Here is a 16,264-nt window from a genome sequence, read left to right as displayed (position 1 = left end):
AGAAGCCCAGCAGGCCCTCGGTTTCCTGGCGGGTGCGGTTGGCCACCGGCACCCCGACGCGGATTTCCTCCTGGCCGCTGAGGCGATGCAACAAGGCCTGGAAGGCCGCCAGCAGGAGCATGAACAGCGTGCTGTCATGGGCGCTGGCCAGGGCCCGCAGGCGGCTGACCAGCGCCGCCGGCAGCTGCAGCGCCAGGCTGGCCCCGCGCTGGCTGCGCTGGGCCGGCCGCGGACGGTCGGCGGGCAGTTCCAGCACCGGGTGCTGGCTGCCCAGGCAGGCGCGCCAGTAGGCCAGTTGCCGCTCGCCCTCGCCGCTGTCCATCCACTGCCGCTGCCACTGCGCGTAGTCGGCGTACTGCAGCGGCAACGGCTGCAGCCCCGCCGCCCGCGCATCGCCGCCAGCGGCGTAGAGAGCGCTCAGCTCGGCGACCATGACGCGCATCGACCAGGCGTCGGAGACGATGTGGTGCAGCACCAGCCCCAGGCGGTGCCGGCGGGTGCCCAGGCGCACCAGGTCGATGCGCAGCAGCGGGCCCTGCTCCAGGTCGAAGGGCTGTGCCCGGGCCGCCGCAAAGATGGCCATGGCACGGCCCTCGCGCTCGCCCTCGGGCAGCTCGCCGAGGTCGTGGAAGGCCAGCTCCGGCGCCTGGCTGTCGAGGATGCGCTGGCGCACCTCGCCGTCCTGCCGGACGAAGCGCGTGCGCAAGCTCTCATGGCGCTGCACCAGGGCGGAAAAGGCCCGGCCCAGGCGTGCCACGTCCAGCTCGCCGCGCAGTTCCAGGGCCAGCGGCATGTTGTAGGCGCAGCCTTGCGGGTCGAGTTCCCAGAGGAACCACTGGCGCTGCTGCGCGTAGGACAGCGGCAGGTCGCCGCTGCGCGGCAGGGCCTGCAGCGGCGGTGCCTGGTCGGCCCCGGCGCGGGCCGCCAGGGCGGCGAAGGCGGCCAGGACCGGCTGTTCGAACAGGCTGCGCAGCGGCAGCTCCAGGCCCAGTTCGCGGCGTACCCGCGAGACCACCTGGGTCGCCAGCAGCGAATGCCCGCCGAGTTCGAAGAAGTGGTCGTCCAGGCCCACCTCCGGCAGTTGCAGCAGCTGCGCCCAGATCGCCGCCAGGGCCCGCTGCAGCGGCGTCACCGGGCGCGCGCCGGCGCCGCCGGCGCGTTCCAGGGCCGGGCGCGGCAGGGCCTTGCGGTCCACCTTGCCATTGGGAGACAGCGGCATGGCGACCAGTTGCATCAGGTGGGCCGGCACCATGTAGTCGGGCAGCGTTTCGCGCAGCGCCGCCTTCAGCGCCTCTTCATCCAGGGCCTCCGAGCGTCCCGGCGCGGCCACCAGGTAGCCGACCAGTTGCGCGCCGGTGGGGCCTTCCACGGCCATCACCAGGGCTTCGCCGACCTCTTCGCGTTCGAGCAGGCGCGCCTCGATCTCGCCCAGTTCGATGCGGAAGCCACGGATCTTCACCTGGTGGTCCACCCGGCCGAGGTACTCCACCACCCCGTCCTCGCGATAGCGCGCCAGGTCGCCGGTGCGGTACAGCCGGCCGCCCGGCTGGCCGAACGGGTCGGGCACGAAGCGTTCGGCGGTCAGTTCCGCGCGGCCCTGGTAGCCGCGGGCCAGGCCGCTGCCGCCGACGTACAGCTCGCCGACCAGGCCCAGCGGCAGCGGCCGCAGCTGCTCGTCGAGGATGTATGCGCTGCGCTCGCCCACCGGCTGGCCGATGGGCATGTACTGGGCGCTGAAGCCGTCGCCGCGGTAGGCGCGCCAGATCAGCGGGGTGACCACGGTTTCGGTGGGCCCGTAGCCGTTGATGATGCGCTCGGGCGCCAGCACCTGCTGGATACGCTCGAAGGTGTGCCGCGAGGTGCCTTCGCCGCCGACGGTGAAGGAGCGGATAGGCAGTTGGCCTATGCCGTCCTGCTCGACGTGGTCGACCATCTGCTGCAGGTAGCTCGGCGTGAAGCAGGCGATGGTGATGCCGTGCCGGCGGATTTCCTCGACGCTGCGCTCCACGCTCCACGGCTCGTTGTCGCGGGGCATCAGCGCCGAACCGTGGATCAGCGGCACCAGCCAGCGCTCGTGGGCGCCGTCGAAGTTGATCGAGGCGAACTGCAGCTCGCGGTCCTGCGGGGTCATGCCGTAGAGCGCGCCTATGGCCAGGCAGTGCATGGCCAGCGGACCGTGCTCCACCGCCACGCCCTTGGGCCGGCCGGTGGAGCCGGAGGTGTAGATCACGTAGGCCAGGTGCTGCGGCCGGCAGAGGTTCGGCAGGTCGCCGTCCGGCTCGGCGTCCAGCGCCAGGGTGTCCAGGCTCAGGCTCGGCACGCCCGCGGGCAGCGCCAGGCGCCCCTGCAGGTGCGACTGCGTCAGCAACAGCGCGATGCGGCTTTCCTCGACCATGAAGGCCAGGCGTTCGGCCGGGTAGTCGGGGTCCAGCGGCACGTAGGCGGCGCCCGCCTTGAGGGTGGCCAGCAGGCCGACGACCATTTCCACCGAACGCTGCAGCGAGATGCCTACCAGCGTCTCGGGGCCGGCGCCAAGGCCGCGCAGGTGGTGCGCCAGGCGGTTGGCGCGGGCGTTGAGCTGCGCGTAGCTGAGCTGCAGGTCGCCAAAGATCAGCGCCGTCGCCTGCGGGCGCAGGCGCGCCTGTTCCTCGATCAGTTGGTGCACGCAGCGCTTGTCGGCCACCGGCAGGCAGGGGTTCCAGGTATCCAGCAGCAGCCGGCGCTCGTCGGCGCCGAGCATGTCGAGGCTGGCCAGCCTGGCCTCGGGCGCCGCGACGAAGGCTTCCAGCAGTTGCGCCAGGTGCCCGGCGATGGCCGCCACCCGCGCCGCGCCGAACAGCCGGCGCTGGTAGCGGAACTCCAGGCGCAGCTCGCCTTCGAGCAGGGCCGCGATGCTCAGCGGGTAGTGGGTCTGGTCGAAGGCCTGCACGTTCTCGGCCCGCAGGCCGCCGGGCAGGCCGCGCTGCAGGGTCTCGGCCACCGGGTAGTTCTCGAACACCAGCAGGGTGTCGAACAGCGCCTCGCCGCCGTGCCCGCTCCAGCGCTGGATGTCGTACAGCGGGGTGTGTTCCCACTCGCGGGCGGCGCTGGCCGCGTCCTGCACCTGGGCCACCCAGTCGGCGACGCTGCACTGCGGCGCCGGGCTGGCGATCAGGGGCACGGTGTTGATGAACAGCCCCAGTTGCTGTTCGATGCCGGCAAGCTCGCCGGGCCGGCCGGACACGGTGGCGCCGAAGGCCAGGCAGTCCTGCCCGGTGTAGCGTTGCAGCAACAGCAGCCAGGCCGCCTGCAGCACGCTGTTGAGCGTCACCCGCTGCTGCCGGGCGAAGCCGTCCAGGGCCTGGACCAGCGCCTGGGGCAGGCGCAGCACGTGGTCGCCGTGCCCCTCCTCGGCTGCCGGCGCCTCGGCGCCCAGCACGCTGGCCAGGCGCGTGGGCACCTGCAGCGGCGCCAGGCGCTGCCGCCAGAAGGCCTCGGCCGCCGCCGCGTCGCGCTCGCCCAGCCAGCGGATGTAGTCGCGGTAGGCGCCTGCGGCGGGCTGCGGCGTCTCGCCGGCATAAGCCTGCAGCACCTCGCCGAGCAGGCGCGCGGTGCTCCAGCCGTCGAGCAGGATGTGGTGATGGGTGAACAGGCAGTGGTAGTGCTCCGCGCCCAGGCGCACCAGGTGCAGGCGCAGCAGCGGTGCCTCGTCTAGGGCGAAGCCGCGTTGCAATTGCGCCTGCGCCAGGGCTTGCAGCGCCGCCGGGGCATCGGCGCGCTCGCGCCAGTCGAGCATTTCCAAGGGCAGTTCCGCGGCCGCGGGTATAGCCTGCAGCGGCTGGTCGTCGACGAAGACGAAGGCCGCCCGCAGGTTCGGGTGCAGGTCCAGCGCGCGCTGCCAGGCGCTTGCCAGGCGTTGCGGGTCGACGCCGTGCAGGTCCATGCGCAGCTGGTTTACGTAGGCCGTCTGGTCCGTCTCGTACAGGCTGTGGAACAGCATGCCCTGCTGCATCGGCGACAGCGGGTAGAGGTCTTCGACTGTCGCCAGCGCTGCCGGCAGTGCATCCAGCTGCGCCTGGGCCAGCCCGGCCAGGGGGACGTCCGAGGGCGTGAGGGTGCGTTGCCGGGGTTGCAGGCAATGCTCCACCAGCGCGGCCAGTTCGCGTTCGTAGTCCTCGGCCAGGCGCTGGAGGGTCGCTTGCGCGAACTGCTCACGGCTGAAGCTCCAGTCCAGGCTGAACTCGCCGTCGTAGACCCGGCCGTTGAGGCTCAGCCAGTTGTCCAGCGGCGCGTCGGCGTCCACCTCGGCGCCGGCGCGCTCGGCGGCGGGCCGCAGCAGCGCCGCCTCGTCGAACTGGGCGTCGAACTGGCCCAGGTAGTTGAAGGTCACCCGCGCCTGGGGCAGCGCGGCCAGGGCCGCGGCGCTCTGCGGGTCGGCCAGGTAGCGCAACAGGCCATGGCCCAGCCCCTTGTTCGGCACGCCGCGCAGTTGCTCCTTGATCGCCTTCAGCGACTCGCCGAGGTCCTCGGCGGGTTCCAGGCGCACCGGGAACAGGCTGGTGAACCAGCCCACGCTGCGGCTCAGGTCGAGGTCGTCGAACAACGCCTCGCGGCCGTGGCCTTCCAACTGCACCAGGCTGGCGCGCCGGCCGGTCCAGCGCCACAGCACGCGCGCCAGGGCGGTCAGCAGCAGGTCGTTGACCTGGGTGCGGTAGGTGGCCGGGGCCTGCTTCAGCAGCGCCTCGGTCAGCGGCCGCGACAGGCGGCTCTGCACGTGGGCGGCGTGGCGCTGGCTGAGGCTGCCGGCGGGGTTGTCGCAAGGCAGGTCGGCCTCGACGCCGCCGAGGCTGTCCTGCCAGTACTGCCGCTCGGCCTGCAGCGCCGGGCCGCGGGCGTATTCCGCCAGGCGCCCGGCCCAGGCCTTGAAGGCGCTGGTCTTGGCCGGCAGTTGCGGTGCCTGGCCGGCGAGGCGCTGTTCGTAGGCGCGCTGCAGGTCCTCCAGCAGGATGCGCCAGGACACCCCGTCCACCACCAGGTGGTGGATGGCCAGCAGCAGGCGCTGGCTGCCGTCGGCCAGTCTCACCAAGAGCGCGCGGATCAGCGGCCCGCGAGCCAGGTCCAGGCTGCGCTGGGCTTCGTCGCACAGGGCCTCTACGACCTCGCCGTTCTCGGCCTCGGCTTGCCACAGCAGAGGTTCGCCAGTAACTCCGGCGTGTTCGGCACGCCACTGGCCATCGACCTCGGTGAAGCGCAGGCGCAGGGCGTCGTGGTGCTCGACCAGCGCCTGCAAGGCGGCCTCCAGCGCTTCGGCATCCAATGCCTGGCGCGGCTGCAGCAGCAGCGACTGGTTCCAGTGCCGGCGGTTGGGGATCGCCTGCTCGAAGAACAGCCGCTGGAACGGCAGCAGCGGCGTCTCGCCGGTCACCGGCCCCTGGTCCACCTGGGCCGCGGCGCCACTGCGGGCGATTCGGGCCAGGGCCTGCACCGTCTGGTGCTGGAACAGCTCCTTCGGGGTGAAGTGGATGCCCGCCGCGCGGGCGCGGCTGACCACCTGAATGGAGACGATGGAATCGCCGCCCAGGGCGAAGAAGTTGTCGGTGGCGCCCACGTCGTCGAGCTTCAGCAGCTCGGCCCAGATGGCGGCGATGCGCCGTTCCATCTCGTTCTGTGGCGTGACGCGTTCCTGCTGCGGGTCCTGTTGCGGCTTGGGTAGCGCCTTGCGGTCGAGCTTGCCGTTGGGGCTCAGGGGCATCTGTTCCAGGGCCAGCCACTGCGCCGGCACCATGTAGTCCGGCAGGCTGGCGGCCAGATGCGCGGCCAGGATTTCACGCCAGTCATCCTGCTCGGCATCGAGCACGACGTAGCCGACCAGTTGCTTGCCGTCCACGGCCAGCACTGCTGACTCGCGCACCAGCTCGTGCTCCAGCAGGCGCGCCTCGATTTCGCCGAGTTCGATGCGCAGGCCACGCAGCTTCACCTGATGGTCGATGCGCCCGGCGTATTCGATCACGCCGTCGGCGCGGTAGCGGGCCAGGTCGCCGGTGCGGTACATGCGTGCACCAGCTACGAAGGGGCTGGCGACGAAGCGTTCGGCAGTCAGGGACGGGCGCTGGTGGTAGCCGCGAGCCAAGCCTTCCCCGGCCAGGTACAGTTCGCCTAGTACGCCTACCGGAACAGGTTCCAGGCTGTCGTCGAGGATGTAGCAACCCAGGTTGGCGATGGGCTTGCCGATCGGTACGGCGTCCTTGCCCTCCTCCACGCAAGTCCAGTGTGTAACGTCGATGGCAGCTTCGGTTGGGCCATAGAGGTTGTAGAGATTGGCTTGCGGCAGCTTGGCGAAGACCTGTTGCTGGGCATCCACCGGCAGTGCTTCACCGCTGCAGATGATGCGTTTCAGGCTGGAGCAACTGGTGACTGCGGCGTCCTGCAGGAAGGCCTGCAGCATCGAGGGCACGAAGTGCAGCGTGGTGACGCCTTCGCGGTTGATCACTTCCACCAGCTTCGCCGGATCGCGGTGATCGCCCGACGCAGCGACGACCAGGCGAGCTCCGGTCATCAGCGGCCAGAAGAACTCCCAGACCGAGACGTCGAAGCTGAACGGCGTTTTCTGCAATACCGTGTCGCCGGCGTTGAGGCCGTAGGCTTCCTGCATCCAGCACAGCCGGTTGGTGAGCGCGCGATGGCGGTTGCCCGCGCCTTTTGGCTTGCCGGTGGAGCCGGAGGTGTAGATCACGTAGGCGAGGTTCTCGCCGTCCAGAACCACAGCGGGGTTGATGTCGCTGTAGCCTTCCAGCCAGTCGCCGTCCTGATCCAGATCGATACGCTGCACGCCCTCGGCCAGCGGCAGGTCGAGGTGCGACTGGCTCAGCAGCAGCTTCACGCCGCTGTCTTCCAGCATGTAGGCCAAGCGCTCGGCGGGATACTCCGGGTCCAGCGGCACATAGGCGCCGCCAGCTTTCAGAATCGCCATCAGCCCGACGACCATCTCGATGGAGCGCTCCACCGCGATGCCGACCAGGCTATCCGGCCCCACACCCCGCTCGATCAGCGCATGGGCCAGGCGGTTAGCACGCGCATTCAGCTCGGCATAGCTCAAGCGCTGCTCACGGAAGGCCAACGCCGGTGCATCCGGATGACGCTCGGCCTGCTCCTCGAACAGCTGGTGCACGCCCCGCTGCAGCGGGTATTCAGCAGCCGTGGCATTCCAGCGCTCGACGATCAGCTCGCGCTCGCCGGCATCCAGCATCGGCAGTTCGCCGACCGCGCGCTGCGGGTCGTCGATCATCGCCCGCAGCAGGTTCTGCCAGTGCCGCGCCATGCGCTCGATGCTGGCTGGCTCGAACAGGTCGGTGGCGTAGGTCAGCGCCGCCCCGAGGCCGGCCGGGCTTTCCCAGGTGTCGAGGGCCAGGTCGAACTGCGCCGTGGCGCCTTCCCAGGGGAAGCTGCCGATGCGCAGGCCTTCGACTTCCGTGCCCTGGCGCTCGTCGCTCTGGTGGTTGTACAGCACCTGGAACAGCGGGCTGTGGCTGAGGCTGCGTTCGGGCTGCAGGGCGTCCACCAGTTGCTCGAACGGCAGGTCCTGGTGCGCCTGGGCGCCCAGGGCAGCCTCGCGCACCTGGCCGAGCAGGCTACGGACGTCCCGGCGGCCGTCGATCTCGCTGCGCAGCACCTGGGTGTTGACGAAGAAGCCGATCAGCCGCTCGGTCCCGGCATGGTTGCGGTTGGCGATGGGCACCCCGACGCGGATGTCGGACTGGCCGCTGTAGCGCTGCAGCAGCACCTGGAAGGACGCCAACAGCAGCATGAACGGCGTGACGCCTTCGCGGCGCGCGCAAGCCTGCAGCGCCTTGCCCAATTCGCCGGGCAGCGCCAGTTCCAGGCGCCGGCCGCGGCCGCTGGCCTGGGCCGGGCGCGGGTGGTCGGCCGGCAATTCCAGCAGCGGCTGTTCGGCGCCCAGGCGCTGGCGCCAGTAGGCCAGCTGCCGCTCGCCTTCGCCGCCGTCCAGCCAGGCGCGCTGCCAGGCCGCGTAGTCGGCGTAGTGCAGCGCCAGCGGCGCCAGGCCCGGCTGCTCGCCGCGGCGCAGGGCGGCGTAGGCCTGCAGCAGCTCGTCGACCATGACCTGCATCGACCAGCCATCGGAAACGATATGGTGCAGAACGACCACCAGCACGGCGTCGTCCCCGCCGCGATCCAGCAGGCACACCCGCAGCAGCGGGCCGTTGGCCAGGTCGAAGGGCTGGCGGATGGCTTCCGCCACCCGCTGGCGCAGGGCGTCGTCGTCCAGGCCGGCGCAGTCGCGGCTCGCAATGGGCAGCGGCAGTGCCGGCGAGACCCGCTGCACGGCGCGGCCTTCCACGGCCTCGAAGCGGGTGCGCAGGCTCTCGTGGCGCTGCACCAGCCAGTCGAAGGCCCCTTGCAGCGCCTCCCGGTCCAGCGCGCCGCGAATGTGCAGCACGCTGGGCAGGTGGTAGGCGGCACTGTCCGGCTCCAGTTGCCAGAGGAACCACATGCGCTGCTGGGCGTGGGACAGCGGCAGCTCGCCGTCCCTGGGCAGCGGCCGCAGGCTCGGCGCGGCCTGCGCCTCCAGGCGCTGCAGGGCGGCGCAGAAGGCGGCCAGTGTCGGCTGCTCGAACAGGTTGCGCAGCGGCACCTCCCGCCCCAGTTCCTGGCGCAGGCGCGAGATCACCCGGGTGGCGCTGAGGGAATGGCCGCCCAGCTCGAAGAAGTGCTCGTCGCGGGTGATGCCCTCGACGCCCAGCAGTTCCGCCCAGATGTCCGCCACGCGCTGCTCCAGGGCGCCCTGCGGCGCTTCGCCGGCAGTGCGGCCGGCCGCCAGGTCCGGCCTGGGCAGGGCCTGGCGGTCGAGCTTGCCGTTGGCGTTCAGCGGCAGGCCGGCGAGCACCTGCCAGGCTGTCGGCAGCATGTGCGCCGGCAGGCGCTGCGCCGCCCACTGGCGAACCTCGGCCAGCCAGGCGTCGCCCGCCTCGCCGGCGGCCACCAGGTAGGCCGCCAGTTGCGGCCCGCTGGCGGCGTCCAGCGCCAGCACGGCCGCCTCGGCCACCCGCGGGTGGGCCAGCAGGCAGCTCTCGATTTCACCGACCTCGATGCGGAAGCCGCGGATCTTCACCTGCTGGTCGATGCGCCCGAGGTATTCGATCTGCCCGTCGGCGCGGTAGCGCGCCAGGTCGCCGGTGCGGTACAGGCGCGCGCCGTCGCCGGCGAAGGGGTCGGCAACGAAGCGTTCGGCCGTTTGCCCGGCCCGCCCGAGGTAGCCGCGCGCCAGGCACTCGCCGCCGATGTACAGCTCGCCGACCATGCCTGCCGCGCAGGGTTGCAGGGCGGCGTCGAGGATGCACACGCGGCGCGCGCCCAGGGCCCGGCCGATGGCCGGGCTCGCCGCCAGCGGCAGTTGGCAGCGCCAGGCCAGGGGTGTGACCACCGCCTCGGTGGGGCCGTAGGCATTGAACCACTGCCGCGCCCGCAGCGCGCCCTGCTCCGGCAGGCTCGCGTCCCAGGCCTCGCCGCCGAGGATGCAGGCGCGCACGGCGATGCCGCGACCGCTGCGCAGCAGCTCCTGGGCCTGCTGTTGCAGGTAGGCAGGGGGCAGGTCGAGCACGCTCACCCCGTGGCGCTGCACCTCGTCGGCCAGGCGCTGGGCGCTCCACTGCCCGGCGGCGCCGAGTAGCACCCTGGCGCCCGCCAGCAGCGGCATGAAGAGCTGCTCGGCGGCGGCATCGAAGCTGATGGAGGCGAACTGCAGCACGCAGTCTGCCGGCTCCATCTTGTAGGCCCGGGCCGCCGCCAGGCAGTGTCCGGCCAGCGCCGCCTGGCTCACCGCCACGCCCTTGGGCCGGCCGGTGGAGCCGGAGGTGTAGATCACATAGGCCAGTTGCCCGCCGTTCACCGGCGGCAGCGCCCCGGCCGGGGCCTGGGCCTGCCAGCCGGCATCGTCCAGGGCCAGGCGCTCGACGCCTTCCAGCTGCGCCAGGCGGGCCGCCGCGGCGACGTCGTGCAGCAGCCAGGCCGCGCGGCTGTCGCGCAGCATGTAGGCCAGGCGTTCGGCCGGGTAGTCCGGGTCCAGCGGCAGGTAGCCGGCGCCAGCCTTGAGGATGCCCAGCAGGCCCGCCACCAGCGCGAAGGAGCGCTCGGCAGCGATCGCCACCAGGCTCTCGGCACCCACGCCGCGGGCGCGCAGGCCCCGGGCGATGGCCTCGGCGCGGGCCGCAAGCTCGGCGTAGGTCAGTTGCGCATCGCCCTGGACCAATGCCACGGCATCGGGCGTCGCGGCAGCCTGGCGGTCGAACAGCGCGGCCACGCCCTCCCCCGACAGCCCTTGCAGCGGCTGCTGCCAGTCGGCCAGCGCCTCGCGACGCTGGCCGGCGTCCAGCAAGGCCAGTTCGCCCAGGCGCTGCTGCGGCGCCTCGGCCATCTGCAGCAGCACCCGGCGCAGCTGTTGCTCCAGGCTGGCGATCGCAACGGCGTCGAAGGCGCTGCGGGCGTAGACGAACTGCAGCGCCAGGCGCTCGCCCAGGGTGACGCCGAGGGTCAGCGGGTAGTTGGTCTGCTCGTGGTTGGCCGCCATGCGCAGGCTCAGGCCAGCGGGCGCGCGGTCCAGGGCCTGCTCCACCGGGAAGTTCTCGAACACCAGGATGCTGTCGAACAGCGCCTCGCTGCCCTGCCCGGCCCAGCGCTGGACGTCGTACAGCGGTGTGTGCTCGAACTCGCGCAAGGCCAGGTTCGCCGCCTGCAGCTCCTGCAGGTAGTCCGCCACGCTCTGGTGTGGCTGCGGCGTGGCGATCACCGGCAGGGTGTTGATGAACAGGCCGACCTGCCCTTCGACGCCCCGCAGCTCGGCGGGACGGCCGGCGACGGTGGCGCCGAAGGCCACCGTCGACTGGCCGGCGTGGCGTTGCAGCAGCACCGACCAGGCAGCCTGCACCAGGGTGTTGAGGGTGACGCGCTGGGCCTGGGCGAAGGCCGTCAGGCGCTGTGTCGTGGCGGCATCCAGTTCGTGCAGGTGCTCGCCCTGGCCAGAGTCCTGGGCATGCTCCCGACCGCCCAGGCGGGTGGGCGCCGGCAGCGCGGCCAACTGTTCGCGCCAGAAGGCCTCGGCGGCGCCGAGGTCGCGCTGCTGCAGCCAGGCGATGTAGTCGCGGTAGCGCCCCGGCGCCACCTCGGGCGCCTGGCCGGCATAGCGCTGCAGCACTTCGGCGAGGAGCCGGGCGTTGCTCCAGCCGTCCATGAGGATGTGGTGGTAGGTGTAGACCAGGTGCAGGCCGCCGTCGGCCAGGGGCACCAGCAGCAGGCGCTGCAGGGGCGCGCGGGCCAGGTCGAAGCCGGCGGCGCGCTCGGCCTCGGCCAGGGCCTGCGGGTCGCTGCCGGCCGGCGCCAGGCGCAGGTCCAGTTCCAGGTGGCCGAGCACGGCCTGCAGCGGCTGCGCCCAGCCGTCGGCCCAGAGGAAGGCGCTGCGCAGGCTGTCGTGGGCATCCAGCGCGGCCTGCCAGGCGGCGCGGAAACGCGCCAGGTCCAGCCCGCCGATATCCATGCGCAGCTGGTTCACGTAGTCGCCGGCCTGGCCGTGCAGGCTGTGGAACAGCATACCCTGCTGCATCGGCGACAACGGGTAGAGGTCCTGCACCGAGGCCAGGTCCAGCGGCAGCGCGTCCAGTTGCGCCTGGTCCAGGCCGGCCAGGGGGAAGTCCGAGGGCGTCGCCCCGGCGTGGCGCGGGTCGCGGCAGTGGTCGATGAGCGCTTGCAGCTCGCGCGCGTAGTCGTCCACCAGGCGCTTCACGCTGGCCGCTGCGAACATCTCCTGGCTGAACGCCCAGCTCAGGTTCAGCTCGCCGCCGTAGACCTGGCCTTCGATGCTCAGCCAGTTGGCCAGGGGCGCGCGCGGGTCCTGGGCCTGGCCGGCGCTTTCCGTGGCCGGTACCAGCAGGGCGTTTTCGTCGAACTGGCGGTCGAACTGGCCCAGGTAGTTGAAGGTGATGCGCGGCTGCGGCAGCGCCGCCAGGGCCTGGGCGCTTTCGGCGCCGGCCAGGTAGCGCAGCAGGCCGTAGCCGACGCCCTTGTCCGGCACGCCGCGCAGCTGTTCCTTGATTGCCTTGATCGAGGCGCCGAGGTCGGCGGCCGGGGCCAGGCGCAGCGGGAACAGGCTGGTGAACCAGCCGACGCTGCGGCTCAGGTCCAGCCCGTCGCCCAGGTCCTCGCGGCCGTGGCCTTCCAACTGCACCAGCACGCTGGCCTCGCCGCTCCAGCGGCAGATCACCCGGGCCAGGGCAGTCAGCAGCAGGTCGTTGACCTGGGTGCGGTAGGCCGCCGGAGCTTCTTGCAGCAGCTGGCGGGTGCGTTCGGCGTCGAGGGTCAGGGCGAGTTTGCGTTCGTGACGGTTCTCCAGCGCGCCTTGCGGGTTGTCGCATGGCAGGCTGCGCGGGGCGTCGGCCAGTTGCGCCTGCCAGTAGGCCAGCTCGCCTTGGCGTTGTCGGGCCTGTTCCTGCAATTGGCGGGTCCAGGCCTGGTAGGCGCTGCTGCGCGGCGGCAGCTCGGCGTCCGGCTGTGCGTACAGGCGCTGCAGGTCTTCCAGCAGGATGCGCCAGGACACGCCATCCACCACCAGGTGGTGGATCACCAGCAGCAGGCGCTGACTGCCGTCGGCCAGGTCCACCAGCAGTGCGCGCCACAGCGGGCCGCGTTCCAGGTCCAGGCTGCGCTGGGCTTCTTCGCAGAGGGCGGTAAGCGCCTCGGGCGATGTGGCCCGTCGGCGCCACAGCGGGCTTTCGGCCTGTTCGGCATAGGCCTGGTGCCAGGCACCGTCTTCCTGGCGGAAGCGCAGGCGCAGGGCGTCGTGGTGTGCCAGCAGGCGCAGCAGCGCCCGCTCCAGGCGTTCGCCATCCAGCGGCTGGCGGGCTTGCAGCAGCAGCGACTGGTTCCAGTGCTGGCGCTCGGGGATGGCTTGCTCGAAGAACCAATGCTGCACCGGCGCCAATTCCGCCTCGCCATGGGCTGGTGCCTGTTCCACCGGAGTAGCCGTCAGGGGCTGGGCGACCTGGGCCAGGCCGCGCACGCTCTGGTGCTGGAACAGGTCGCGCGGGCTCAGTTGCAGCCCGGCCTGGCGCGCCCGGCTGACCACCTGGATGGCGATGATGGAATCGCCGCCCAGGGCGAAGAAGTTGTCGTCCAGGCCGACCTGGGGAATGCCCAGCAGGTCCTGCCAGATGGCCGCCAGACGCTGTTCCACCTCGTTGCGCGGCGCGATGTAGTCGGCCTGGGTCACGGTCGCGTCGGGCTTGGGCAGGGCTTTGCGGTCCAGTTTGCCGTTGGGGCTCAAGGGCATGCCTTCCAGGGCCAGCCACTGCGCCGGGACCATGTATTCCGGGAGGCTGGCGGCCAGATGCGCGGCCAGGATTTCGCGCCAGTCGTCCTGCTCGGCATCGAGCACGACGTAGCCGACCAGTTGCTTGCCATCCACGGCCAGCACCGCCGCTTCGCGCACCGATTCGTGCTCCAGCAGCCGCGCCTCGATCTCGCCCAGTTCGATGCGCAGGCCACGCAGCTTCACCTGGTGGTCGATACGGCCGGCATATTCGATCACACCGTCGGCGCGGTAGCGCGCCAGGTCGCCGGTGCGGTACATGCGCTCGCCGGCCACGAAGGGGCTGGCGACGAAGCGTTCGGCGGTCAGCGCCGGGCGCTGGTGGTAGCCGCGGGCCAGGCCTTCGCCGGCCAGGTACAGCTCGCCCAGTACACCTGCCGGGACTGGTTCCAGATTGCCGTCGAGGATATGGCAGCCGAGGTTGGCGATGGGCTGGCCGATCGGGACGGCGTCCTTGCCCTCCTCCACGCAGGTCCAGTGGCTGACGTCGATGGCGGCCTCGGTGGGGCCGTAGAGGTTGTACAGGCCGGCCTGCGGCAGCTTGGCGAAGACCTGCTGCTGGGCATCCACCGGCAGTGCTTCGCCGCTGCAGATGATGCGTTTCAGGCTGGAGCAACTGGTGACTGCGGCGTCCTGCAGGAAGGCCTGCAGCATCGAGGGCACGAAGTGCAGCGTGGTGACGCCTTCGCGGTTGATCAGCTCCACCAGCTTCGCCGGGTCGCGGTGATCGCCCGGCGCCGCTACGACCAGGCGAGCGCCGGTCATCAGCGGCCAGAAGAATTCCCAGACCGACACGTCGAAGCTGAACGGCGTCTTCTGCAGCACGGTATCGCCGGCATCCAGGCCGTAGGCTTCCTGCATCCAGCACAGGCGGTTGGTCAGTGCGCGATGGCGGTTGCCCGCGCCCTTGGGCTTGCCGGTAGACCCGGAGGTGTAGATCACGTAGGCGAGGTTCTCGCCGTCCAGAACCACATCGGGGTTGGTGTCGCTGTAGCCTTCCAGCCAGTCGCCGTCCTGATCCAGATCGATACGCTGCACGCCCTTAGCCAATGGCAGGTCGAGGTGCGACTGGCTCAGCAGCAGCTTCACGCCGCTGTCTTCCAGCATGTAGGCCAGGCGCTCGGCGGGGTATTCCGGGTCCAGCGGCACGTAGGCGCCGCCGGCCTTGAGGACCGCCATCAGCCCGACGACCATCTCGATGGAGCGCTCCACCGCGATGCCCACCAGGCTGTCCGGGCCGACGCCGCGTTCGATCAGCGCATGGGCCAGGCGGTTGGCGCGGGCATTCAGCTCGGCATAGCTCAGGCGTTGCTCGCCGAAGGCCAGCGCCGGCGCATCCGGGTGGCGCTCGGCCTGTTCTTCGAACAGCTGGTGCACGCCGCGTTGCAGCGGGTATTCGACGGCCGTGGCGTTCCACTGCTGCAGGATCAGTTCGCGCTCGCCGGCATCCAGCATCGGCAGCTCGCCGACCGCGCTCTGCGGGGTGTCGATCATCGCCCGCAGCAGGTTCTGCCAGTGCCGCGCCATGCGTTCGATGGTCGCCGCCTCGAACAGGTCGGTGGCGTAGGTCAGCGCGGCGTACAGGCGGCCGCCCTTTTCGTAGGTGTCCAGGGAAAGGTCGAACTGGGTGGTGCGGCTCTGCCAGTCCAGGCGGCTCAGGCGCAGGCCGGCCACGTCGTCCAGGGCCTCGATGTCGGCCACCTGCGGCTGGTGGTTGTACATCACCTGGAACAGCGGGCTGTGGCTCAGGCTGCGTTCCACCTGGAAGGCGTCCAGCAGGCGTTCGAACGGCAGGTCCTGGTGGGCCTGGGCGCCCAGCACGCTATCGCGCACCTGGGCCAGCAGGCCCTGCACCGGCGTCTGCGCGTCGAATACCGCGCGCAGCACCTGGGTGTTGACGAACAGGCCGATCAGCCCTTCCGCCTCGGCGCGGTTGCGGTTGGCGATGGGCACGCCGACGCGCAGGTCGCCCTCGCCGCTGTAGCGTTGCAGCAGCACGTCGAAGCCGCCCAGCAGCAGCATGAACAGGGTCAGCCCCTGCTGCCGCGCGGCGGCGCGCAGGGCTTCGGCCAGTGCCGGTTCCACGGCGAATTCATAGCGGGCGCCGCGGTAGCTGGCCTGGGCCGGGCGCGGGTGGTCGGTCGGCAGTTCCAGCACCGGGTGATGCTCGCCGAGCTGTTTGCGCCAGTAGTCCAACTGGCGCTCCTGCTCGCCGGCCTCCAACCAGCTGCGCTGCCACAGGGCGTAGTCGGCGTACTGCACCGGCAGCGCCGACAGCTGGGCCTCGCGGCCCTCGGCATAGGCGCTGTAGAAGCGGCCGAACTCCTCGATCAGCAGGTTCATCGACCAGCCGTCGGAGACGATGTGGTGCAGCGTCAGCAGCAGCACGTGTTCCTGCTCGCCCAGGCGGATCAGGCGCACCCGCAGCAGCGGGCCGCGGCCCAGGTCGAAGCTCTGCAGCGACTCGCGCTGGGCTTCCTCGCGCACGCGCGCTTCCCGCTCGTCCGCGGCCAGGGCGCTGAAGTCCTCGTAGGCCACGCGCAGTTCGCCAGGCATGGGCGCCAGCAACGGGGTGCCGTCCGCATCCGCGACGAAGACGCTGCGCAGGGTTTCGTGGCGCTCCACCAGGCTGGCGAAGGCGCGCTCCAGGGCCTGGCGGTCCAGCGCCCCCTGCAGGCGCACGGCGCCGGGCAGGTTGTAGGCGCCGCTGTGCGGGTCCAGCTGCCAGAGCAGCCACATGCGCTGCTGGGCGTAGGAAGGCCGCTTGCGCTCGACGCTCTCCACCCCGGCCGGAATCGGGAACAGCGAGAAGTCGACGCCTTCCGCGGCCAGGCTCTCGAGGAACATCCGGCGTTTTTCCAGGGGCAGCTCTATGAAGCGGCGGGCGAGTTTCAGGGACTGTTCTGCGTTCAT

The 16,264-nt window shown here is 71.3% G+C and carries 1 protein-coding gene (only partly in view); it reads right to left on the bottom strand.

Annotated elements, in window-relative coordinates:
* Positions 1–16,264, bottom strand: the 5' portion of a protein-coding gene (locus PcP3B5_RS15185) for a non-ribosomal peptide synthetase (RefSeq protein WP_061561750.1). Its footprint begins 2,348 nt before the window's first position; the window shows 16,264 of its 18,612 coding nt (coding positions 1–16,264); its start codon is at positions 16,262–16,264; its stop codon lies beyond the left edge, outside the window.

It is taken from the genome of Pseudomonas citronellolis (assembly GCF_001586155.1).
Classification (GTDB): domain Bacteria; phylum Pseudomonadota; class Gammaproteobacteria; order Pseudomonadales; family Pseudomonadaceae; genus Pseudomonas; species Pseudomonas citronellolis.
The sequence above is the reverse complement of the archived record's forward strand: the minus strand, read 5'-3'. Positions and strand labels throughout refer to the sequence as shown.